Origin of the sequence: Weizmannia sp. FSL K6-0777, assembly GCF_038593185.1 — a bacterium.
Classification (GTDB): domain Bacteria; phylum Bacillota; class Bacilli; order Bacillales; family Bacillaceae_C; genus Weizmannia; species Weizmannia faecalis.
On record NZ_CP151971.1, the window covers coordinates 2780605 to 2802543 of the forward strand.

General features: G+C 42.4%; 19 protein-coding genes and 1 riboswitch. Of the genes, 2 read left to right on the forward strand and 17 right to left on the reverse strand.

Annotated features, from left to right (window positions below; genetic code table 11):
* Positions 1-57 precede the first annotated feature (57 nt).
* The 7 genes from NST70_RS13360 to NST70_RS13390 all read right to left on the reverse strand — a co-directional run bounded on the left by NST70_RS13360 (position 58) and on the right by NST70_RS13390 (position 7149).
* Entirely contained in the window at positions 58-540 is a 483-nt protein-coding gene (locus NST70_RS13360) for a DUF456 domain-containing protein (RefSeq protein ID WP_061577668.1), read from the reverse strand.
* 72 nt (positions 541-612) lie between these two features.
* Entirely contained in the window at positions 613-2073 is a 1461-nt protein-coding gene (locus NST70_RS13365) for a PH domain-containing protein (protein WP_071452070.1), read from the reverse strand.
* Complete coding sequence (locus NST70_RS13370) at positions 2070-2564, reverse strand: PH domain-containing protein (RefSeq protein WP_071452071.1); 495 nt, start codon at positions 2562-2564, stop codon at positions 2070-2072. Before NST70_RS13370 ends, NST70_RS13365 begins: the two co-directional genes overlap by 4 nt.
* A 94-nt stretch (positions 2565-2658) precedes the next feature.
* Positions 2659-3162, reverse strand: coding sequence for a kinase (locus NST70_RS13375; protein WP_061577669.1), 504 nt, complete (start codon positions 3160-3162; stop codon positions 2659-2661).
* Between the two features lie 18 nt (positions 3163-3180).
* Entirely contained in the window at positions 3181-3387 is a 207-nt protein-coding gene (locus NST70_RS13380; protein WP_014097279.1) for a zinc ribbon domain-containing protein, read from the reverse strand.
* Positions 3388-4157: 770 nt separating this feature from the next.
* The gene (gene proP, locus NST70_RS13385) at positions 4158-5642 is read right to left on the reverse strand and encodes a glycine betaine/L-proline transporter ProP (protein ID WP_179234612.1); all 1485 of its coding nucleotides are present in this window, start codon (positions 5640-5642) and stop codon (positions 4158-4160) included.
* Between the two features lie 511 nt (positions 5643-6153).
* A complete protein-coding gene (locus tag NST70_RS13390) occupies positions 6154-7149 on the reverse strand; it encodes a tRNA-dihydrouridine synthase (protein ID WP_017550103.1) in 996 nt (331 codons plus the stop codon).
* Between the two features lie 228 nt (positions 7150-7377).
* Here NST70_RS13390 and NST70_RS13395 point away from each other — a divergent pair, with 228 nt between their 5' ends.
* A complete protein-coding gene (locus NST70_RS13395; RefSeq protein ID WP_225620916.1) occupies positions 7378-7689 on the forward strand; it encodes a S4 domain-containing protein in 312 nt (103 codons plus the stop codon).
* A gap of 43 nt (positions 7690-7732) precedes the next feature.
* Here the strand turns inward: NST70_RS13395 and mutM are convergent, their stop codons facing one another.
* The 5 genes from mutM to NST70_RS13420 all read right to left on the reverse strand — a co-directional run bounded on the left by mutM (position 7733) and on the right by NST70_RS13420 (position 13375).
* On the reverse strand, positions 7733-8536 hold the full coding sequence (mutM, locus tag NST70_RS13400; RefSeq protein WP_017550101.1) for a bifunctional DNA-formamidopyrimidine glycosylase/DNA-(apurinic or apyrimidinic site) lyase: 804 nt from the start codon (positions 8534-8536) through the stop codon (positions 7733-7735).
* A 359-nt stretch (positions 8537-8895) separates the two neighbouring features.
* Positions 8896-10155 carry a methyl-accepting chemotaxis protein gene (locus NST70_RS13405; protein WP_017550100.1) on the reverse strand — a complete coding sequence of 420 codons (1260 nt, stop codon included), beginning with the start codon at positions 10153-10155 and terminating at the stop codon, positions 8896-8898.
* Positions 10156-10192: 37 nt separating this feature from the next.
* Positions 10193-11191, reverse strand: coding sequence for a 3-oxoacyl-[acyl-carrier-protein] synthase III C-terminal domain-containing protein (locus NST70_RS13410; RefSeq protein WP_014097273.1), 999 nt, complete (start codon positions 11189-11191; stop codon positions 10193-10195).
* Between the two features lie 26 nt (positions 11192-11217).
* Positions 11218-11577: a hypothetical protein gene (locus NST70_RS13415; protein ID WP_014097272.1), complete on the reverse strand. Its 360-nt coding sequence runs from the start codon at positions 11575-11577 to the stop codon at positions 11218-11220.
* A gap of 99 nt (positions 11578-11676) precedes the next feature.
* Positions 11677-11761: riboswitch (cyclic di-GMP riboswitch) on the reverse strand.
* A 303-nt stretch (positions 11762-12064) separates the two neighbouring features.
* A complete protein-coding gene (locus tag NST70_RS13420; protein ID WP_013858128.1) occupies positions 12065-13375 on the reverse strand; it encodes a transposase family protein in 1311 nt (436 codons plus the stop codon).
* A 784-nt stretch (positions 13376-14159) separates the two neighbouring features.
* Here NST70_RS13420 and NST70_RS13425 point away from each other — a divergent pair.
* On the forward strand, positions 14160-15488 hold the full coding sequence (locus tag NST70_RS13425) for a replication-associated recombination protein A (RefSeq protein ID WP_014097270.1): 1329 nt from the start codon (positions 14160-14162) through the stop codon (positions 15486-15488).
* Between the two features lie 1115 nt (positions 15489-16603).
* On the opposite strand, the gene NST70_RS13430 is transcribed toward NST70_RS13425, so the two are convergent.
* The 5 genes from NST70_RS13430 to NST70_RS13450 all read right to left on the reverse strand — a co-directional run bounded on the left by NST70_RS13430 (position 16604) and on the right by NST70_RS13450 (position 21895).
* The gene (locus NST70_RS13430) at positions 16604-18382 is read right to left on the reverse strand and encodes an ABC transporter ATP-binding protein (protein WP_110134159.1); all 1779 of its coding nucleotides are present in this window, start codon (positions 18380-18382) and stop codon (positions 16604-16606) included.
* Entirely contained in the window at positions 18382-18981 is a 600-nt protein-coding gene (locus NST70_RS13435; protein ID WP_326244571.1) for a MarR family transcriptional regulator, read from the reverse strand. The genes NST70_RS13430 and NST70_RS13435 overlap by 1 nt, the downstream gene beginning before the upstream one ends.
* Positions 18982-19267: 286 nt before the next feature.
* Complete coding sequence (locus NST70_RS13440) at positions 19268-19528, reverse strand: hypothetical protein (RefSeq protein ID WP_061577444.1); 261 nt, start codon at positions 19526-19528, stop codon at positions 19268-19270.
* 110 nt (positions 19529-19638) lie between these two features.
* Positions 19639-21018, reverse strand: coding sequence for a 23S rRNA (uracil(1939)-C(5))-methyltransferase RlmD (gene rlmD, locus NST70_RS13445; protein ID WP_110134161.1), 1380 nt, complete (start codon positions 21016-21018; stop codon positions 19639-19641).
* A gap of 13 nt (positions 21019-21031) precedes the next feature.
* Positions 21032-21895 (reverse strand): DNA-3-methyladenine glycosylase, encoded by an 864-nt coding sequence (locus NST70_RS13450; protein WP_110134162.1) that lies wholly within the window; start codon positions 21893-21895, stop codon positions 21032-21034.
* Positions 21896-21939 lie beyond the last annotated feature (44 nt).

A 21939-nucleotide genomic window follows, 5' to 3' on the forward strand; every position in this document is an offset into this window, starting at 1 on the left:
CCGTTAACGGGGCTTTTTTCTATTATGCAACCGGCTGTCGTGAAAACGGGAAATCCGTTAAAAAGCAACGGCTAAACTAAACCAAACGATCATGACGATCTGTATCAATACTTTGGCGATGCTGCTGCTCAGAAATCCAATGATCGTGGCAACGCCCACTTTTACAGCCTGGACGGGGTTTTTCGTCATCAGGATCTCCGTTATACATACACAAACAAACGGAACAAGGATAATCCCAAAAGGCGGAATGACAAAAGAGCCAACAATTGTCGCAACCGCAGCAACCCTTTCAGATATTTTGGACCCGCCGTATTTTTTTACAAAATATCCGTTTGCAATAATATCCGCAGCAATCAGGACGATGCTCAGGATGACCATGCTGATCCAAAACCAGACGGACAATGCATGCGGATTAATGAAAAACTGATAGACTGCAAATCCGGCCCACAGCATCACAATAGATGGAATGACGGGATAGATGATGCCTGCAAAACTTAAGATGAATAAAATCACAATGGCCGTCCAAAGGATAATCGTCAATCGGATCCCCCCTCTGCTCCCGGCATGTGCCGGGACTGCATGAAAACCGTGATCATATGAAGGCCAAAACAGTCATTCCACTTTAACTTCCTTTCCCCGCCCCATGTACCATTTGTAAAACATCCAGGCAAATTCGGCAGGAACATCCTTTACCCCGTTAAATTGAATCGGTTTTGCGCGATTGATCGTTTCAATGGAAGCAAGGCCCAGCCATTTTTGAAAAAAGTTCCGGGATACGCGCACTTCAATCACTTTTTCCCGCTTGGAAAGGAACAAAGAAGTCGTAAAAATGCCCGATTGTAACTGAATAAAACGGTCATTCAATACATATTTCGTATGTAAATAACCGATCCATCTTGCGACCAGTATCGATACGAACAGAAAAGCGGACAAAAGCCACCACGGAACACGCAAGCCGAAAATTTCCGGTTTCCAAAAATATAACACGACTGTGGCGATGATCCAAATCCAGCTCGGGGCAAACAGCCGGACCCATAAAGATTTCTTGGGGAGCTGCCTCATCTCCTGTACCACTTCATAGTCCGGCAATATCTCGTTGATGATTTCGTACGCCCTTTTAACCGGCAAAAAAGGATACAGCGAGTTTAATTCAAGTTTCTCTCCTTCAAAGTCAAGCCTTCCTGCACTCGTCAGCTTGACTTCCGCCAGCCCGAGCAACCGTTTCAACAAAGACTGTTCCACTTCAACAGCCTGCACTTTATGCTTTTCGATAAAAAAAGACGTCTCTTCAATTACCCCTTTGGTAATATAAATCCGCTCTTCATCAGAGGAGATCTCATATTTCCCATACTTCAAAAAGGTCCGTGCCATGCCGAAAACCACCGCAACAATGGCCACAAAAAGGACAATGCCCGATACAATCCACCAGGAACCGATTATATAAGAGAGCATCCCTTTCGCCGTTTTATCAATATCAACAATATCGTCCACATTCGAATAAAAAGAAAAAAATACCGGGATGACGGCAAGCGGACTTAAAGATGTAAAACTTGCTTTTAACGTATCTTTTCTCGTCGGTTTAAAATGGACCACCCGTTCCTTTTCTTCCGCATTTAGTTCAAACGTTTTACGCTTATCATTCTGCACGATGTCAATGATTTTTTCCGCTTCTTTCCGGGTGATCACTTCAAATAACACGGCCGCTTCATCCCCGGAGATACCCGTTTCAAAGCTGACAGAGGTGACATGAAAAATCCGGTGAAAAAAGGATGTATGGCGGTTAATGTTTTGGATTTTCGAAAAAGGAATCGTTCGTTCTGTTTTGTTGAATATGCCTTTATACAAATGAAAGGAGCGTTCATCCAGTGCATATTTATGTGTATACCATTTCAAAAAATGATATACCATCACGATTGCAAAAAAGAGCAAAAACAAATATCTGCCATATGTAAGCACGGGAGAACGGGAACCGGCATTCACGATAAACAAGATAATGAAAAGGATGAAATAGCTTTTTATAAAATCACCGATACGAAACAAAATCAAAAGGGGATGGTACCGTTTTTTCTTCACGACTCCACCTCCCTGATTTTTGCATAACGCGCAATTCGGTTTCTTAACGCAATGGCCTCCTCTTTAGGCAGAGCCGGAATGGTATGGGACGTCCCCATGGTGTCCACAGTCACGGAACAGAGCCTGTATTTCTTTAAAATGGGGCCTTGTTCGGTTGCCACCGATTGGATTTTGGTCATCGGAACCAAAGAATGTTTCTCGTTCAGCACACCCAATTTCATTTGTAAAAATTCTTCGTTCACATCGTAACGCCAATTTTTATAGCGAAAATACGAACTTATCCATGACCAGATCATACTGCCGATATCCAACACGAGTAAACCGTATAAAATCCAGCCGATCCATGCCGGCCAGGAAAAGTGGTGGCCGAGATAAAGCAGCACGGCGAGAACCACAACCCCTGCCCCGGCCTCCAGCGTTTCACGTATGATCCAAACCTTTATTGCATCTTTGGATAATGTTTGTCGAGGTTCATTGATATCTGAATACATTCCATCACCTTTAAACACGTTTTCTTCATTTCAATTCCTGGCAAGAGATATGGCTTTTTCGCTTTTCCCATGCACCATATGCCGATATACAAAATCAAAGATCAATTTCCAGTTGATCCGCCATCAGTTTTATGATTTCATCCTGTGACATATCATTTGTTAACATGGTTTCTCCTTTCACCCCAAGTTCGTCTCTCGGATTCCACCAGGCGCGTAAAGCTTCTTCTCCGAATTCCGTTTTTTTCAAACGCATATTATGGCGTTTGACTGTTTCCCAAAACGTTAATCGAAAATAATAAATATACGCCTTTGAATGGTAGAATTTCAATAAACGGGACAACATTTCCCCGTAACGGTTTTTGTTTAAAATTCCTTCGACAATCACAAATCTGCATTTCCCTTTTCCATATTCCGCAATTTGGCGAATGAGCTCAACGGAGAGGTTTCCTTCTTTGTCCGGCACCTTTAACATTTCACGCCGGACAGTATCTTGTGAAACAAGAAGCGTTCCCGGCCCCAAATGGCTTTGAAGCCTTTTAGCGATCGTTGTTTTTCCGCTCCCGGAGTTTCCCCGTATGATAATCAGCTTCGTTTCCAATATAACACCTCCCCGGATTTAGCCCCCGAAGAATAAGTCCAGAATATTAGAGGCGGTGGAAGTTTGTTTATGATAGAACTCCGAATAACCGCAGTTTTTGCAATACACGACAATGAACGTGTTGTTCTGGACATCAAATAATTTTGACAGACCTGTTCCCGTCATTGCCACTTCTTTTTTCCCCGCCTGCTTAGACCCGCACTTCACGCACCCTTTTTCAGACATGGCGCTTTCCCCTCCTCATCATTGTTACTTTTTTATACGGGCGTCAGCAAAAAAAGTTTCAGGCATTTCAACTGCATAAGGGGCAGCGGGGATTTCTGATCCCCTTTTACATCAAGGGGAAATTGGAAAATATGTTATAATAAAATTGAAAAAATATTTGGCTTTATCATGGACGGAATCCGTTATAAGGAGGGGCTGGCATGATACTTGCAATCATCGTATCTGTATTGTTTTTTGCAACCGTCGTATTTGGAATCGTCAAAATCACTCAGCTATTTAGCAGTAAAAAAATTTAATTTGATTGATAAAATAAGGATCCTGCATAATAGGAATCCTTTTTATTTTCCATTACAAAATGACGCTTTTTTCAAATCCAACACCTGCTGGAAGCCGCTATGTAACCCTGTGTGCGGCTAACTCCCATCCGCCCTATTTTTTTCAATGCTGAAATCATGGTGCTGTGAACTCTTCTGTCTTTACATGATGCAAGATGAGTAATCATAAACTTCACACCGGCCATTTAGAACACTTGTTTCTATTATTTTACCGCACGGAAATTGGTTTGTCTACCGCTTATTTTCCATTCTCCCCAAAAATAAAAATACTCAGATATTTTTTAACAGAAAAGGGGGATGCACCCACTTGCAAGCATGCGGATGCATGAACCAAGACGTGGCATTTTACGGCCAGAAACAACTTAAAAGAGGAGGAAGGCCATTCAAGCCGGTTCCGTGGTACGGGCAGCCAAAAAAGCGGCCTTATGGATATGGTTAATTTTTGGGATTTTCCAATTCAGACGCTTTTTCCTCAATATTTCCTTTTTCCTCTTTCCACCATAATGCTTCATGGGGGTCTTCGAGAATTTTTGCAATTTCGTGTTTTTCTTCTACTGCCGGTGCCGATCCCCGCAGTGCTTTCCCGGTCGTATCTTTTACGAAAAACATCGTCAAGACACCAATGAGACAGGCTGCCATAATATAATAAGCGGGAACCATCTGGTTATTCGTTGTTTTTATGAGCCACGCCATTACCAAAGGCGTTGTTCCCCCAAATAAAGAAACCGAAATATTAAAAGCGATCGCCAGCGCAACATATCTTACTTCCGTGAAGAATAAAGAAGGCAGCATCGATGGCATCGTTGACTCGAATGTCGCCAGTAAGACGGCCAAGATCATCAAGCCGAAAAAGACCGTTAAATTCGTTCCACTTCCAATCAGCTTAAATGCCGGGATGGACAGAAAAATCAGCCCGACCAGGCCTCCCATAATGATGCGTTTGCTTCCGATCCGGTCGCTGTAATAGCCCATGATGAGCACAATCGGAATCATGATAAACATCACAATGAGAATGAATAAAAGGCCCTTTGACTGCCCGTAACCGAGAACGACACTTAAGTAAGACGGCATATACGACAACAACATATAATCGACAACATTAAAAAATAAAACGAGAACGATCCCTTTCAGCAATTGCGGCCAATGGAAAAGGAAAACTTTCCTGAATAGCCCTTTCTCATTTTCTTTGTGCTTCCCTTCCTTCATCGCTTCAAAAACCGGGGTCTCCTCCAAATGATTCCTCAAGTAAAGGCCAATCAAGCCCATCGGCGCAGCGATAAAGAAAGGAAGGCGCCATCCCCAGTCCAGCATTTTATCTTCGCCGAGCCAAAAACTGAGGATCGTGACAACGCCGGATCCCAAAATATATCCCGACAACGTGCCCACTTCGAGTCCGCTCGATAAAAAGCCTCTTTTTTTATCCGGGGAAGATTCTGCGATGTATGTCATGGCACCTGAATATTCACCGCCAGTGGAAAAGCCCTGAACCAGTCTGGCGACAAGCAGCAGAAACGGGGCCAGATTTCCAATCTTTGCATAACCCGGGATCAAACCCATGCTTAAAGTCGCCAGTGACATTAACACTAAAGTAACGGCCAATATCCGTTTCCGCCCGAACTTATCGCCCAGCATGCCAAAAAACATCCCGCCAATCGGACGGACGAGAAACGCTACAGCAAAAGTAGCAAACGAATAGACCAGTTGCAATGAACCGGTTACCCCTGAAAAAAACACCTTTCCGATGATGACGGCCAAATAGGAATATATCCCGAAATCAAACCACTCCATCGCATTTCCAAGAGCCGTTGCGACCACTGCTTTTTTTGTCACATCTGTATCCACAATGGTAATATCATCTTTTTTCAATCTTCTGCCGGGTCTTTTTCTGGATCCATACCATTTTTTTGTATTTTCCGCCAACCTTTTCACCTGAATTCTTTTTTAAAAATCAGTTCTTACGGTTATTTTGAACTGGCCTCTCTCTTGCTATTCAAAATACCTGCACGCCTCCTTAATATGGCAATGCCAGGCATTATGACCGCAAAAACAGCGGAGAATGGGGGCACCTTACTGCTTGCGCCCCATACTTGAAAATGCCGATTTCCCCTGCCGTAAAAAGCCGGGCGGATTGGACGGAATTTTTACGGCAAAACCTGGAACTTTCACGGGATTTTCGGGTCTGTGCGCCGCCAAAACGGCAGCAAACCCGGGATGGATGGGATCCTTTTTTTGCGGAAGCCGTATGAAACGGGAACCATCATATGCCGATGTGAGTGCCGCGGCGGATGGAATGAGCTGGTGTAGTGGTCTCCGGGGTTTTCCTGTCTTTTTGCAACAGCCTTTTGGCAGTTTGGCACAGCCGCGCATCTATTGCGATGAAAAGAATATAAAAAACGGGCTGCTTTTGTATCGGGGGTATGCAGGGGGAATGCTATACCGTTTCCCCCTCCATCTGTTTTGTTTCAAAGTGATCAAGCAAGGTGCGCACTTCATCTGTTGAATCTGTGCCCATCAGTTGGTTTCGCAACTCGCTCGCTCCCCGGAAGCCTTTGACATAGATCTTAAAAAAGCGGCGAAGCGGTGGAAACGGGCGCTGCTCCAGTTCTGTTGAATATTTGTCAAAGAGATCCAGATGCAGTCTTAAAAGATCAAGCAATTCCTTGCTGCTGTGCTCTTTCGGCTCTTTTTCAAAAGCAAACGGATTTTTAAAAATGCCGCGCCCGATCATCACCCCATCAACACCGTACTGGCGTGCAAGCTTCAGGCCGGTTTGACGGTCAGGGACATCCCCATTAATGGTCAAAAGGGTATCCGGTGCCACCTCATCACGCAGTTTTTTGATCTCCGGAATGAGTTCCCAATGGGCGTCCACTTTGCTCATTTCCTTTCTTGTCCGCAAATGGATGGAAAGGTTCACGATGTCCTGTTTCAATATGTGCGTAAGCCAGTCCCACCATTCCTCCACATACGTATAACCAAGCCTCGTCTTTACACTCACAGGTAATCCGCCTGCTTTTGCGGCTTGGATAAGTTCAGCAGCAACATCCGGACGGCGGATCAGACCGCTTCCCTTCCCTTTTGTTGCCACATTCGGCACAGGGCAGCCCATATTGATATCAACACCGCTGAACCCGAGTTTTGCCATACCCATACTCATTTGCCGGAAATATTCGGGCTTGTCCCCCCATATATGGGCCACAATCGGCTGCTCATCCGCCGTAAACGCCAAGCGGCCGCGCACACTTTGGTTCCCCTCGGGGTGGCAATAACTTTCCGTGTTTGTAAACTCTGTAAAAAACACATCCGGCCTGCCCGCTTTACTTACAACATGGCGAAAGACAACATCTGTCACATCTTCCATTGGTGCCAGTATAAAAAATGGCCGTGGTAAATCACGCCAAAAATTTTCTTTCATGATAAAAATCATAACCTCCCCTATCTGGATACCAAGCCAACACAAAATAAATAAGCAAAAAATATTTCAGCCTCTTTTACACTTATAACATGGTTCGGTACTTTTGATCAAACTATACTATTTCTTAACCTTGTCACAGATTTAGCACTGGCAAAAAAAATAAAAATCGCACACGACGTTGAAGTGGGCCTACTGCATCCCCGCGATGCCAAAATGCTGCTGGCCAGGACGATTGTCCGCATGTACCACGGAGAAGCTGTGGCAATCCAGGCAGAAGAAAACTTCAAAAATGTTTTTCAACAAGGAGCATTGCCTGCCCATATCCCGGTCATGCTATGGGACGGAGATAAAACAATAAACATCATTGATCTACTCGTACAATTGAAGCTGCAGCCATCAAAAAGTGAAGCCAGAAAAATGACTCAAAACGGCGGCATCCGGATAAATGGAGAAAAAGTAAAGGATATCCACGATGCTGTTCATGTAACAGACGGACTCATCATACAAGTAGGAAAGCGGAAATTTATAAAATTGCAGGCCGGGGAAGTCTGACAGGCAGCTGGGAAAATGAAGTGCGGCAGGGGCAGATCCGTTTTCAATACTGACAACGTGGACAAAAATAAGTCTTATGTGAAGAAATTTCTTCTTTCCTAATAGGGGAGCTGCATCGCGGGCATGGCTCATTTTCTCTGCCGTGAACGTACATTTGATAGCGTCCCGTTTTGCCATCTCCCACGTGCAGCGGATGTTCCATATAACCTCCCTGCTCAATCCCTTTATGAAGGATAAACCGGATCGACTCATACAAACGGGCGAGTTGCTGATTGTCAAGATGACCTGCTTTTTGATCCGGCCGCAACTGCGCGTGCCATAGCATTTCATCGGAATACCGGTTTCCAATCCCGGCCAGCACTTCTTGATTGGTTAGTACTGTTTTAAGAATGCCTCTTCTTTGTTGCATCCGTTGTTGAAAAGCAGCTAATGTAAAATGGGGATCAAGCGGTTCGGGGCCGATTTTTTCAAACGCCGTCTGAACCGCTTCCGGTGTTAATAGATGCAGGTATCCTAAACGAAAACCAATGAAAAACAAGTGCCGGTCTCCAAAAGAAAGTTGGACTTGTATTGTCCGGTCCGGTTTGTCTTCCTCTTTGCCAAAAAACATCCATCCGCCGAGCATCAGATGCAGAAGCAGGCACGAACCATTTTCGAGCTGAAAAATTAAATACTTTGCGCGTCTTGAAATCGATTTGATCTTCTGATTGGCCACTGCCTTTATAAACTTGCCGGCAGGTATATTTATCGATTTTTCCCGCTGAATCATGGCATTTGTAATGGTCCGGCCGCCAATCAATGACGCCAGCCATGTTTTATAGGTCTCCATTTCCGGCAATTCAGGCATCACGTTTCCCCCATTCATGCGAACTGTATTAAACAGTTTTTCCCGAATGGCGGGGATTCATGAATCAGGTTTGGCTGTCCTGCCCTTTGGTAATGTGCGGGGATGCAATGAACCGGGGATTTCGGAATTAAAATTTGTAGCATACATAAAATGAACTAAACATTGCTACTTTGTTGCCGGCTGCAAAAAGGAATCATCATGCAAATGGATGACCTTGTCTCAGTGCAAAAACTTAAGTTCATTTTATATAGCAAAAACAAGGGCAGTGTTTAACGATAAACAGCATGGGGACAAACCGGAATTTTCCTGTTTATCCTCGTGCTGCAGCATGACTTCTTTCATAAGCTGAAACTTGCTATTTATAAACTAAACTTCTGGAGAGACTCATTTATTTTATGGGCTAATTGATGCTGGTGGTCTACCATTTCTGCCGTTTCTTTCATTGCCAGTGACACTTCGGAAATATTAAATGACATTTCCTCCGTACCTGCAGCGGATTGCTGGCTTGTAGAAGATACATGTTGTATCGCCTTGTTGACTTCCTCAATTGCGTTTGCCATGTCATTCGAAGCCTGGGCGATTTCAAGCGACATACGGTCTAAAAATTCCGCATCGTGTTCATACTGTTCCCCTATACGGACCATCTTTTCATAGTCGGGGTTCACTTTTGTGTCCACATAGTCCAGTATTTCTTTTGAATGATGAATAAGGTTTGAAAAGGCTTGCTGGACCTGGCTAGTGACCACCCGGATATTTTCAACCGATTGGGTGGATTGTTCAGCCAGCTTTCTGATTTCTTGAGCGACTACTGAGAAACCTTTTCCTGCTTCCCCTGCCCTTGCCGCTTCGATCGATGCATTTAAGGCAAGGAGATTGGTCTGATTCGCAATGTCTCCAATCGTATCAGCCAACATTTTGATTTCCTCGACGATTTTCGCTTGTTGAATGGATTTCAAAATATTTTCCGCTTTTTCCGTATAGATTTGATTGGAAGAGCCTGCAGACTCAGTTGCTTCCTCTCTTACTTTTGTCCCGCGTTTCTTAATTTCCTGCGCGATGTTTTTTCCTTCATTTGCTTTTTCTGCTAATTTCTTCGTTGAACTTTCAATTTGTTCAGCAGATGCGCCAATTTGCTGCGTACTTGCACTTAGTTCCATTGCGCCATGTTCCATCTCATTTATCGTTTCTTTCACATCTTCCATCACATAAAACAGTTCCGTCATGGTTGCCGATAATTCATCTGAATTGGAATCTACACGCTCTATTCCTTTTTTTAAATCTCCAACCAGATTTCGCATATTGCTTGTTGCATTATTTAAGAAGTTAGAGATCGTGCCAAATTCATCTGCACCTAAAATTTCCAGCGATTCAGCCAGGTTTCCCGACTCCAGGCTGGAAGCGTATTGCTTCATTTTTAATAACTTCCCGGTTAACCGGAAAGATGACCATAAACCTACACCAAGATAAAGGATTGCGGCAACAGACACAAACCAAATGGTTAAGTATTGGGGGATGATGAACATGCTGCCAACCAACAAAATGCCAATGAGAATATAAGGCAGGATAACGGTTTTGATTTGGCCCATTGTAATGGCTTTGGACAATTTTTTAATTCCCATGGTACGGCTCCCTTCATTTGAAACAGATTCAATACATTTAATGTTTATACAACATGGCACAAGCAGAAGTTCCCGCACCAACCGACCAAAATATGGCATAGCTGCCCCTCGTTATCCGGCCGGTGCTTACAGCTCGTTCAAAAGCCATAAACGGGCTAGCGGCTCCTGTATAGCCATATTCCGTGCCCACAATTGGGAACTTGCTTATGTCTTCTTTGAAGATTTCCTGGATTTTGTATATATTTTTCCGTGACAATTGGGAAAAGCAAAAAGCCTGAATATCCTTCGCGGTTAAATGATTCCGGCTGAGCAATTTTTCAACAAGCGCGGCAGTAGACAGAAAAGCATTGTCATTGTTTACATTCTCCCATTTTATTTTTCTATTCTTTTGTTCGGCTTTTCCCTCAACCAGTTGGGATACGCCACAAGCCGGAAAAGTAATTTTATCAATTGATTCTGTGTTCACTTGATAGGCTGAGTCGATAAACCCTGTTTTAACATGATGGCTTTTTTCCAGCAATACTGCAGCGGCCCCGTCTCCGAAACTGGCATATGTAACCGCATCCCCCTCGTTTGCAAAGCGGTGCATTTGCTCGGAGCCCACGACAAGCGCACGCTTGATATGCGGATTTGCGAGCATATTGCGGCTTACTTGATCCACTGCTACCACCATTCCGACACATGCCGCATTCATATCATAAACAACAGCTTCTTCTTTTCCGCCCAAAGATTGATGAATGGCAACCGCATTCGGTGGCCAAAAGTATTCAGGTGTCCCTGATACAAATACAATCATATCGAGATCCCGGCCGGCCAACCCGCTTTTTTCCAGCACTTTCTTTGATGCTTCCACCGCCATTGTTAAAGTGGTTTCAGTTTTATAATCTGCTATGTATCTGTTTTCTCTGCCAAGCGCTTGCAAAAGTCTTGTAATATCTTTTCCTTGCTGGCGAAAATGGGCCAGGTAATAATCGTTATGGCGCACCTTTTCAGGATGATAGACAGAGACTTCTCTTATTGTCACACTCGAATCCATTTTTACTTAACTCCTTCAAGCTGTTTTTAACGTGAAAGTTCCAATCCCGCTTGTAAACTATTGATAAATTCACCCGTAAAATTCACTTTTTTCGCGATTCTCTTCAGCTGTAAACGCGGCGTCACCCTTTTCGGTGTAATCATCAGGATTTTTTTAAATCCTAAACTCATATACAACGCATAGCTCTTTTCAAGCACCGGCAAAATTTCGGGCTTAAATGTCCTTAAATCGGATGAATCCACAATTAACGAATAATTTTTCACATTAATTTTTGAAACTTCTTTTTTTAAATCGTCTACAAACGTAGATGCCTTTTCTGTTGCGGCAAATCCGCCTAATGTAATGATAAAAGCTTTATGCTTGTTATCTGTTTGAAACTGTGCCATCCTTGCTTCCTCCTGCTTGTTAAATGAAGTTCTTCACATTTGATATCCGCACAACGAAAAAAGGACTAATCCCCTACCGATTAGTCCTTTTGATGTAAAATCGGTAACTGGCTGACATGGTCATCTGACTTTAGTCCCTTTAGCTTTGCGTCTCCACCTTTCGATGAATTTGCCTTTTTCAATTTTTATTGGAATTTTGCCGGAAAGCATGGAAATCCTGCCAAGTATTTCCATAGCCTTTATCATTATATAAATATATTATTATGTATGTCAATAGAATCATTTTTCGGACAGCTCTGAAGAGTAAATTCATCAATTTTTAGATGTTTTATGATAAAATGACTTATCCACATTTAGAAAATTTTTCCATCTATTTTTTCTGCTTTCAAAGTCAAAAAGAGCCGAATTTGCAAATTTCTTTTTTAAAATTGTGGATAACTTCAAAAAAACCTTTTTTTACATCACATCCTTTGCTATAATATAACCATTAAGTAAACCTTACTTGTATTGGCTTACTTAAATGGGTGAAATCCTCGTCTGTTAAAATGCGTGTCCGAAACGATTCCAACAGATTTGAGGATTTTTCTTTTGCCGTTTTTTTGAGTGCTTTTAAGATTGACGAACCTTTTTCAAACAGCTGTCTAATAATATCTGTTATTTGAACTAATAAATAATGATTTTTCATGGCTGTGTAGTTTTGGCTATTGGCATGTTCTATATTGTAACGATTATTTTTTTGTTCGTTAAATCCTTGATTTTCAATCTTCCAGCGGCTTCTTCCTGCAGCGATGAGTCGTTCCACGTTCTTTTTCGTGATTTTAATATCCGTTATAAATACATACTCTTTCGATTTCCCATCCTCTGTTTTCATTGTGGCCTCCATCAGATTGACCGTTCTGTCTTTGTAGGCAATATCATTCACCCAAACTAATGAATTCTGATCCTTACTTTGTTCCAGCTCTTTTATTGCCTTAAACTCCGTCGAGATACTTTTAATTCTCCCTTCCTTAAATCTGCATATATATTTCCATTTGTGCGCCCTGCACAGATTAAATACCGTTTCACATGCATAGAGACTATCTCCCAAGATACAAATCGGTAGTCTTTTAAATATTTTTTTTATTTTCTTTGCCAGCCTGTCGAAGGCTTTTAATTCACAATCTTGCTTAGAAACATTTTCTGATTCATTTTCGATAAATTCGGAGGCAATACTGAAGACCATATCCCCCACGACAAGCTTGGCTTCAAGTACATGGTGCATATAAAGTACGTTCGTTTCTCCTGTTTCTTTATTTGTATATGCCCGTCTCAGGCAGTGTTTACAATGTTTCTCATGAAAGGTGTGTAATCCAGTTCCATCAATGATGACACCCCAGTACTTTCCTTCAATTCGATAAGACTCGAGAGACCTTTTTTTCAATAATTCTTTAATCATATACGTTCTAATTTTTTCTAATTCATTTACATCTAAGCCAGATAAAAAGTCGTTAATTGTATCATAATGTGGAAGTTCTTCAAGAGAATCTAAGCCTAACACCTTCCCTACATTTTTAATACATTCTTCTTTATTAAAACTCTCACTCATGTTTCTCATGGATTTTAGGCCGGTCATATTTTTCAACATCATCGTAAATAAAAGGACCTCTGGACCATAAGTGATATAGCTTTGATGTCGGTGGTCTGCTACCTTTTTTAGGTTATTCATCAGGTCTTTGAAAAAATGCTTCTGAATTTTAAGGAACTCGAAAAAATAATTTGCTTCTTTTTCACGATTTCTTTTTTCTTTTCTAGTAACCAAAATAAAAACCCCCTCAAAACAGCCAAGTTTAATTAGGGCTTGCTGAACGAATCAAATTTTAGCTTGTATTCGACTTGTCACTAAGCCATACCAAAATATTCGTCCAGCAAGCTCTAATTATTTAAATTATTACATATTTGGCCGCTTTTTTGGGAGGTATATTTAAATTATCACGAAAAATTTTTACTCCTCAGAGCTGATTTTTCGGACTGCATTAAGCATAATTGCCGCATTTTTTTGAAAAAATGAATGAACCGGCTTTCATAGTTTTAAAATTGTGGATAACTTCAAATGAGATTCATATGACATGGTCGTTTTCCAAGCAGCCAAAGTCCCGGAAGGTCTCATCCTTTCCCAAAACTGCAGAAAGAGGCAGCCTGCTAAAATTTGTAGTTTCAACGCATATTTGATTTTTGAGATAGAGGTGATATCATTCACCTTAAAGGTGCCCTCCTTTCTGGTTGGCTTTTTTGCTGTTCGGGGCCCACCTTTTCATTTTAAGCTTCTGTTTTACTTTCATCATTCAGGTCTATAACAATAATGAAACGGTATCGCCTTTTTCATTTGGTGATATTATCTGCCAACACTATACCAAGCAAGACATTAATCAAAACAGCATGAATCAAATTGGCGCTTTTGACCTTGAACTCGAACAGGGAACAAATCGATACATTTGCGAATCAGGGTTATTCTAAAATAACCATTGAGTTAGATATTTTGGTCGGGATCATAAGCAGACAAAAAGAAGCGTAATGGGAAAAGTTTTTACAAGGAGGGAGTAACCTTGAGGCAAACTTCTTTATTTGAGAACGACAATGACCAAAACCGTCCCTTGGCCACGCGAGTACGTCCTAAAAATTTAGACGAATTCGTTGGACAAAAGCACCTGATAGGTAAAGGAAAAGTGCTTAGAGAAATGATTGAACATGACCGTCTTTCTTCCATGATCTTCTGGGGTCCCCCCGGCGTAGGCAAGACAACATTGGCGAAAATTATTGCAAATCAAACGCAATCGGAATTTATTAATTTTAGTGCTGTTACCAGTGGGATTAAAGATATTCGAAACGTTATGAAAGAAGCTGAAGAACGCCGGCAATTAGGCGAAAAGACAATTTTGTTTCTCGATGAGATCCACCGATTCAATAAGGCACAGCAAGATGCCTTTTTACCGTATGTGGAGAATGGTAGCATTATCCTTATCGGCGCAACCACTGAAAATCCGTCATTTGAAGTCAATTCGGCCTTGTTATCGAGGACTAAGGTTTTTGTCCTACATAAATTAACGAGTAGTGAAATCGTGGAATTATTAAAACAGGCCATTGTAAATCCCCATGGGTATGGCCTTCAAAAGATTGAAATTGAAGATCAAACTTTATTGGCCATTGCAGAATTTTCCGATGGGGACGCCCGTACTGCGTTGAACACGCTGGAAATGGCTGTTTTAAATGGGCATAAGCAGGAGGATACCATCATCATCAGGAAAGAAGACCTTTCCCAAATGATCAACAGAAAATCATTATTGTACGACAAAAATGGTGAGGAGCATTATAATATTATTTCTGCCTTGCATAAGTCGATGCGAAATAGCGACGTGAATGCGGCGGTCTATTGGTTATCACGGATGTTGGAAGCCGGAGAAGATCCGCTGTTTATTGCGCGAAGATTGGTCAGATTTGCAAGTGAAGATATCGGTTTAGCCGACAATCGGGCTTTAGAAATTGCGGTATCTGTTTTTCAAGCATGTCAATTTATTGGTATGCCTGAATGTAATGTACACTTAACCCAAGCTGTCATTTACCTTTCACTGGCACCAAAATCTAATTCAGCATATTTAGCTTATATGAGCGCAAAGAAAGATGCACTGAACTCAATGAATGAACCTGTTCCCCTCCATTTACGCAATGCCCCTACCAAATTGATGAAAGATTTAAATTACGGAAAAGGATATAAATACGCGCATGATACAGAAGAAAAATTAACAACGATGCAGACGATGCCGGATTCGTTAGCAGGGCACGCGTATTATCATCCGACAAATCAAGGTTCAGAGGCCAGATTCAAACAAAGACTTGAGGAAATCTCAGAATGGCATAAAAGGAACCGTAAATCGTAGTGTGAACGAAGATGTTCGATCGTAAAAAAACCATTGTGAGGCAATCTTTATGATTCAGCTGTTGAATGTTTTTGCCATCCAAAAATAGCCGAAAGTTGACGGTGTTGCCTGTCACTTTTCGGAAATTATCGCGTTTCGACATACTCCGGAAAGGGGTAGATACCCTTCATTTGGATCTTCTGATTAGATTACTGGTATACAATTTACTCGAAATCTTTATTGGCAAAATGAAAAGCATCCACTCATTTGGATGCTTACTTTTTTAAAATATTCAAATTGCTTATATATCTATCATTTTATCCAAAGTGAACGGAAATTCATATCCTTTCGTGGTGTTTTGTTGGATATTCAAGCAACATTTTCACTTAAATGATGTTCAGCAACCATAATGAGTAAGAAGACCTTCATATCGTTTCCCGTTACGATTGATAGGATTGCTTGATTATCCGAATTTCAAATTAACCCTCCCCCTTAATATAGGTGGGGGATTTTCGCGAGTACCACTACGTTTAGAAAGTGTGTAGCAGCTTCTATTGTCTTCTTTACAGAGCATCCCGTCATTACCTTTTCTGCCTGTCCCAGTATTTTTTTCGGGCCCACACAACTAATAACCCAGCAGCCACGACAAGCAAAGAAACATCCACTATTTTTTCCATCATACTATTGGCCCCCTATACTACCCCTTCCAGCCTAATTCCCAGTTTACCTTTTTTATTGTGATTCACTCTGTTCAAGATAAGATACTGGTGGAAGGCTTTCCAATTGATTGTCAGCTTCAGAATTTGAATGATTCATTCTATTTCTGAGACTTTTCTTATTCTTATTACAATTGTAATGCATCCGTTATTCAAATGCGAGTTTTGTATGCTAAATAAATATAAATTTCTAAAAAAAGAAAAAGGCTTATTTTGACCGAATGCTCTTGAAACGAGAAATTTGAATTTGGGGAAAAGGAGGATCATGATGGCTATTTTCTTCCAAGGACTGGCTTACTTTTCTTCAGACTCCACCAAAGATCCAGTACCATTGAACCATATTTTCTTAAATCCTTCATCCCCCAAAAAATTTCACCCCAATGAAAAAAGCATTTTTTACACTGTATCGTGAATACTTCTTTACATGGCCGGTGTATCTACCTTAAATTGTTCAGCGACATATTTCGCATACGTTTCATGCGTACGTACCAATTCATCATGTGTACCTGATCCTGTGACTTGACCTTTTTCAATAAAGTAAATCTTATCGCTGTCCACAATGGTTGCCAAGCGGTGGGCGATGACTAAAGTCGTACGACCTTTCATCAAGTTTGTTAAGGCTTCTTGGACTTTCATCTCTGACTCACTATCAAGACTGGCAGTGGCTTCATCCAGCATTAAAATCTTGGGGTTGCGCAAGAAGGCCCGGGCAATGGCAATACGCTGACGCTGGCCGCCGGAGATTTTCACGCCGCGTTCCCCCACTTCTGTTTCAAGCTTGTCAGGCATTTCTTCAACAAATTTGCGTGCAAAGGCTAAATCTAAAACGTTCCAAAGTTGTTCATCCGTAAATGTACCATCTAATCCGTAAGTCAAATTGTCACGGATTGTACCGGCCATAATCGCAGAATCCTGTGAAACGTATCCGATTTGGCTGCGGTAATTTGTTAAATTGATCTCTTCAATCTTCACATCTCCAAATTTGATTGATCCGCTTGTAGGTGCATAGAAACGTTCAAGCAAACTAAAGATTGTCGATTTGCCACCGCCGGAAGGACCTGCAAAAGCAATGATTTCATTTGGATTTGCCGTAAAGGATACATCTTTCAGAATGGGTTCATCCGGCGCATCTTCGTAGGCAAAATCCACATGTTCCACTGATAAGGTTTTACCAGCCAAATCCAATTCAATGCCTTTCGTAAAATCTTCCGGCTTTTCAGCAAGCAATTCTTGTACACGGCGCGTTGAACCGGCAGCCTTTGCCATTTCTGAAAATAGGGTTGCAATGACCGGCATGGCCCCAATCAAGTTAAACAAATACATCAAGAAGCTCATTAATATGCCGATTTGCATTTCACCAATTGCAATCCGGTGCATCCCATAAGCAAGAAGCCCAAACACCATACTCATAAATACCATCATCATGATGGGTTGCATCGTTGCATCAAAGACCGCTTCTTTTTTTCCAACTTTAAACAATTTATTTATTTCTTTATTGGCACGAACTTGTGCTTGCTTTTCTGCATTTGAAGTTTTTACCAATCGGATTTCACTTAATGTTTCACTCGCAATCCCATTAAATTGAGCCATTGCCTCTTGACGGATATGTCCTATTTTCGTTCCAAATGCCATGATTGGTATCATGAGGATCACGACGACCGGCACCGCTACAATCATGGCTGCAGTCATGTGCCAGTCCATCTTGAACATCATGTATACTGTCCCAATAACTGTAATAATGCTCGCTAATGTTTGCGGGAATGTTACAGCCAGCAATTGTTTGACTTGCGCTGTATCATTTACCAGACGGCTTGAAATTTCACCAGCCTTGACAGTGTCAAAATAGCTCACTTTCAAAGTGGTTAACTTTTGCCACAAGCTTTTCCGCAAGTTTTGGATTACATTTTCTCCAAAAATCCCCAAAACTGTTCCGCCAACTGCAGAAACAATGGCTGAAGTGACAAATAGTGCTACGACTTTCCCTAATAACCCATAGTCAATTCCTTTTGAAAAATGATTGACAAGGGATGACGCTAATTTTGGCACATAAATTTGTATACCGGATGAAACAACCAGCAATAAGACACCCATTGCCAGCAAAAGATATTTCGGTTGCGTCGTTTTGATGAGTTTTATAAATTGTCCAATTGAAAATTTGGTTTTATCTTTACGGACTGAACCATCGAATCCTCTTTCCATTATCTTTTACGTCCTTTCTTCCAGCCATCAAATCCGCCGCCCATGAATCCGCGGCCGCCGAAGCCGCCAAACCCGCTGCGTTCCAGCATTTGTTCCCGTGCACGACCGAAACGGGCACTCATTTTCCCAAAAAGTTCCCAGCGTTTATCATTGCTGAAGACTTCGAGGAGCTTATCCTGAAATGCTTCACTTGAAATATTGGAAACCATGCGTTCAAGATATTGATCCAACATTTCAAGCTCGTCCTCTGCAAATCCTTGGAAAAGGACATCTTTTAGCGTCGTTGAAATGGAACTGCGCTCTTTTAAGCTTTCATGTCCTTTATCCGTAATTTTTACAATCGTTACACGGGAATCTTGCCCGGATTTTTCACGCCGGGCAGTGCCGGCTTCTTCAAGTTTCTTGATAATTTGCGTCACACTTGACGGCTTAATATCAAGCATTTCAGAAATGCGGCCCGCTGTCACGTTTTCTTCCGCTGCCAACAACTTCAACGTTTCAAAAGCATTATCTGTTTTTTCTTCTACTTCATTTACAAAAATGAGAAATGGCTGATGCGTAATTTCCAATAATTTGTCCAGAATTTCATCTTTTTTCATTTTAGAACCTCCAAGGATATTTACTTAGTTTTCATTCCTATTAACAAAGTAAATAATATACTGGTTTATTTTGTTTGTCAACAGAAAAACTAAGTAAAAATGAGAGAAAGAAAAGGAGCATCAGGAAAAAGCAGGGATGATACCGTTTGGACAAAAAAAGCCCCTGAAATCGGAATGTTTATGATTCCGAAAACAGGGCCTTTTTGCTAATAATTAAATATCTTTTTATTTCCATTGTAATCCATCTCACCAGCTACTAGAGGCAAGTGATCATCCATATGAAATTTCATACTTTTCTTCGCACGCCTAGATATGGCTGCTCAATTACCTTTATTTCTTCATTATTCGTATGAAAAATGTATAACTCCCGGTTTTGATTTTCCGCATGTAGTTTTTTATACACTTTCCATGCTGCATTGCCGTTTTCAAAGTCATCAATGACTGACATTTCCTCGATGATTCTTTCTTTTCCTCTTGTTTCGGATTTTAATGCTTCCACTAAGACACAACGTTCTGGAAAATGTTCACGAACTTCAAACCATTTCATACATATGCGCCCCCGGTTTCACAAATGATTTTTATCGGATTAACCCAGAAAAGGAATCCGTATTGGATTTTAACATCTATCACATCTGTTATGGTCTTAAGTGAATAGTCCTATTTCTCCACCCTTGACATCGAGACCACACACTCTACGTGCACCGTTTGCGGAAACATATCCACAGGCTGCATGTACGCTATGTCATAAGCCTTGCTCAATATGTGTAAGTCCTTTGCCAGAGTGGAAGGGTTGCATGACACGTAGACAAATTTCTTTGGCTTTACCTTCAAAATCGTCCGTAAAAGGGATTCGTCACAGCCCGAGCGCGGCGGGTCGACGATGACAACGTCCGGGCGCCAGCCTTCGTTCAGCCATTTTGGCAGGAGGACTTCTGCTTTACCGGCAAAGTAATGGGCGTTCGGGATGTTGTGGGCGGCGGCGTTTTTCTTAGCATCTTCAATCGCTTCCGGAATCACATCCATACCGCGGATTTCGGATGCGCCATCCGCGAGCCACAAGCCAATGGTGCCGACACCGCAGTAGGCATCCGCAATTTTCTCCTTGCCGGTCAACGCAGCGGCTTTTTTCACCTCATTGTAAAGCTTCACCGTCTGGATCGGGTTCAACTGGAAAAAGGCGCGGGCGGAGAGTTCATATGTGAATTCTTGGAGCCGTTCTTCAATGATTTCTTTTCCGGATAAATGAATTGTTTCGTCGCCGAAAATAACCGACGTTTTTTTGGCATTCACATTTTGCGCAACCGATACGACTTCCGGCAGGCGCTTTTTAATCTCGGAAAGGATGACATCTTTGCGCGGCAGTTCCCGCTTGGCCGTAATCAGCACAACCTGAGCCTGGCCGGTCTCGATGCCGACCCTTGTGACAATGGTTCGCACGATGCCTTTCCCGGTTTTTTCATTGTACACCGGGACATGGAAATCATTTAAAATTTGTGTCACCACTTGTGTCACTTTGTTTGTCAGCGGATGCTGGACAATGCATTCCGGGACGTTGATCAGCCGGTGAGAATCAAGGCTGTAAAGGCCGGAAATGATTTTCCCATGGTCTTCACCGAGCTGGAACTGGCTTTTGTTCCGGTACAGCCATGGGTTATCCATACCGATCGTCGGGCGGATATCGAGTTCGTCCACTTTTAACTTTGTATGGCGTTCGAGCGCCTGGATGACAATGTCGCGTTTTTCGATGAGCTGCTGCTTGTACGCAAGGTGCTGGAGCTGGCAACCGCCGCACTGCTCGTAGACGGGGCACGGGGCTTTTACCCGGTGGGGCGAGCGTTTGCGCACCTTTTTGACAATGCCTTCCACATATTTCGGGTGTATCCGTTTGGCTTCAACGACCACCTCTTCACCCGGCAGCGCACCCGGCACGAAAACGACCGTCCGTTTAAAATAGCCGACCCCTTCCCCGTTGATGCCGAGCCGTTTGATCGTCAAAGGGAATTGCTGTTTTGGTTTAATAATAACTTGTTTTTGCATAAAATCCGTCCTTCTATTCAATGGTGCGCCATAAGTACAGGGAGGCATAACTCAAATAAGGCTCCCAGTCTTTTGCGTAAGCGTCCATTTCTTCATAAGTCGGTTTTTTCTCAAGCTGGAAAAGTTTTTTCAATGCCTTTTGAATGCCGATGTCGGCTTTTGGAAAGTGATTCAGGCGGCCGAGCCCGAACATGAGAAAATTTTGGACGGTCCACGGGCCGATGCCGCGGATTTTCACGAGCGTTTTTAAGATTTCTTCATCCGGTTTCTTTTCAAGTTCTGCCAAGTCGAGTTCGCCTGATGCCACCAATCTGGAAAGCCCGATCACATACTCTGCTTTCCGCTCGCTAAACTGCAGGGCGCGTAAATCTGTAACTTGCAATGCAGCCGTTTTTTCCGGAGACGGATAAAACCAGACACCGTCTTTTTGGAAACCAAAGTTATAGACGAAACGCTCTGTCAACGTGTGAGCAAATTTCATATTGAGCTGCTGGTGGATGATGCATTTGATCAGGCAGGCATATGGCGAAAAGTCTAGCACAAACGGCGTGCCGCGGTGTTCTTTAAAAAGCGGTTCAAGGGCAGTGCCGGTAAAATGCTGTGAGATCCCAGCGATATCGGTATCCCATTGAAACAAATGGAAAATCCGTTTTTCTACCATCTGGGCTATGTCCGCGTTTCCCCCCTGAATCCGGAATTCTGGTTTTTCGGTTGTGCCGGTTGCGGTAATGACTGCTACCCCCGGCTGTTTGTCGTATATCGGGATTTTCACTGTCCGGCTAAGCGGATCCACCGCCTGTAACGGGTCGAGGCTTAATCTTTCGAGCGCACGGTCAAAATTGTACGGGCCATTGATTTTAACGATTTTCTCCCACATGGCGTCCTCTCAATTCGTTTTTAAGTATTATAGCACAAGCACTC

Excerpts from the sequence above, each read along its gene's own strand:
- NST70_RS13370 (WP_071452071.1), bottom strand. The coding sequence starts at position 2,564 with ATGTATTCAGATATCAATGAACCTCGACAAACATTATCCAAAGATGCA.
- NST70_RS13380 (WP_014097279.1), bottom strand. The coding sequence starts at position 3,387 with ATGTCTGAAAAAGGGTGCGTGAAGTGCGGGTCTAAGCAGGCGGGGAAA.
- NST70_RS13390 (WP_017550103.1), bottom strand. The coding sequence starts at position 7,149 with ATGATTTTTATCATGAAAGAAAATTTTTGGCGTGATTTACCACGGCCA.
- NST70_RS13395 (WP_225620916.1), top strand. The coding sequence starts at position 7,378 with ATGTACCACGGAGAAGCTGTGGCAATCCAGGCAGAAGAAAACTTCAAA.
- mutM (WP_017550101.1), bottom strand. The coding sequence starts at position 8,536 with ATGCCTGAATTGCCGGAAATGGAGACCTATAAAACATGGCTGGCGTCA.
- NST70_RS13405 (WP_017550100.1), bottom strand. The coding sequence starts at position 10,155 with ATGGGAATTAAAAAATTGTCCAAAGCCATTACAATGGGCCAAATCAAA.
- NST70_RS13410 (WP_014097273.1), bottom strand. The coding sequence starts at position 11,191 with ATGGATTCGAGTGTGACAATAAGAGAAGTCTCTGTCTATCATCCTGAA.
- NST70_RS13415 (WP_014097272.1), bottom strand. The coding sequence starts at position 11,577 with ATGGCACAGTTTCAAACAGATAACAAGCATAAAGCTTTTATCATTACA.
- NST70_RS13430 (WP_110134159.1), bottom strand. The coding sequence starts at position 18,382 with ATGGAAAGAGGATTCGATGGTTCAGTCCGTAAAGATAAAACCAAATTT.
- NST70_RS13435 (WP_326244571.1), bottom strand. The coding sequence starts at position 18,981 with ATGAAAAAAGATGAAATTCTGGACAAATTATTGGAAATTACGCATCAG.
- NST70_RS13440 (WP_061577444.1), bottom strand. The coding sequence starts at position 19,528 with ATGAAATGGTTTGAAGTTCGTGAACATTTTCCAGAACGTTGTGTCTTA.
- rlmD (WP_110134161.1), bottom strand. The coding sequence starts at position 21,018 with ATGCAAAAACAAGTTATTATTAAACCAAAACAGCAATTCCCTTTGACG.
- NST70_RS13450 (WP_110134162.1), bottom strand. The coding sequence starts at position 21,895 with ATGTGGGAGAAAATCGTTAAAATCAATGGCCCGTACAATTTTGACCGT.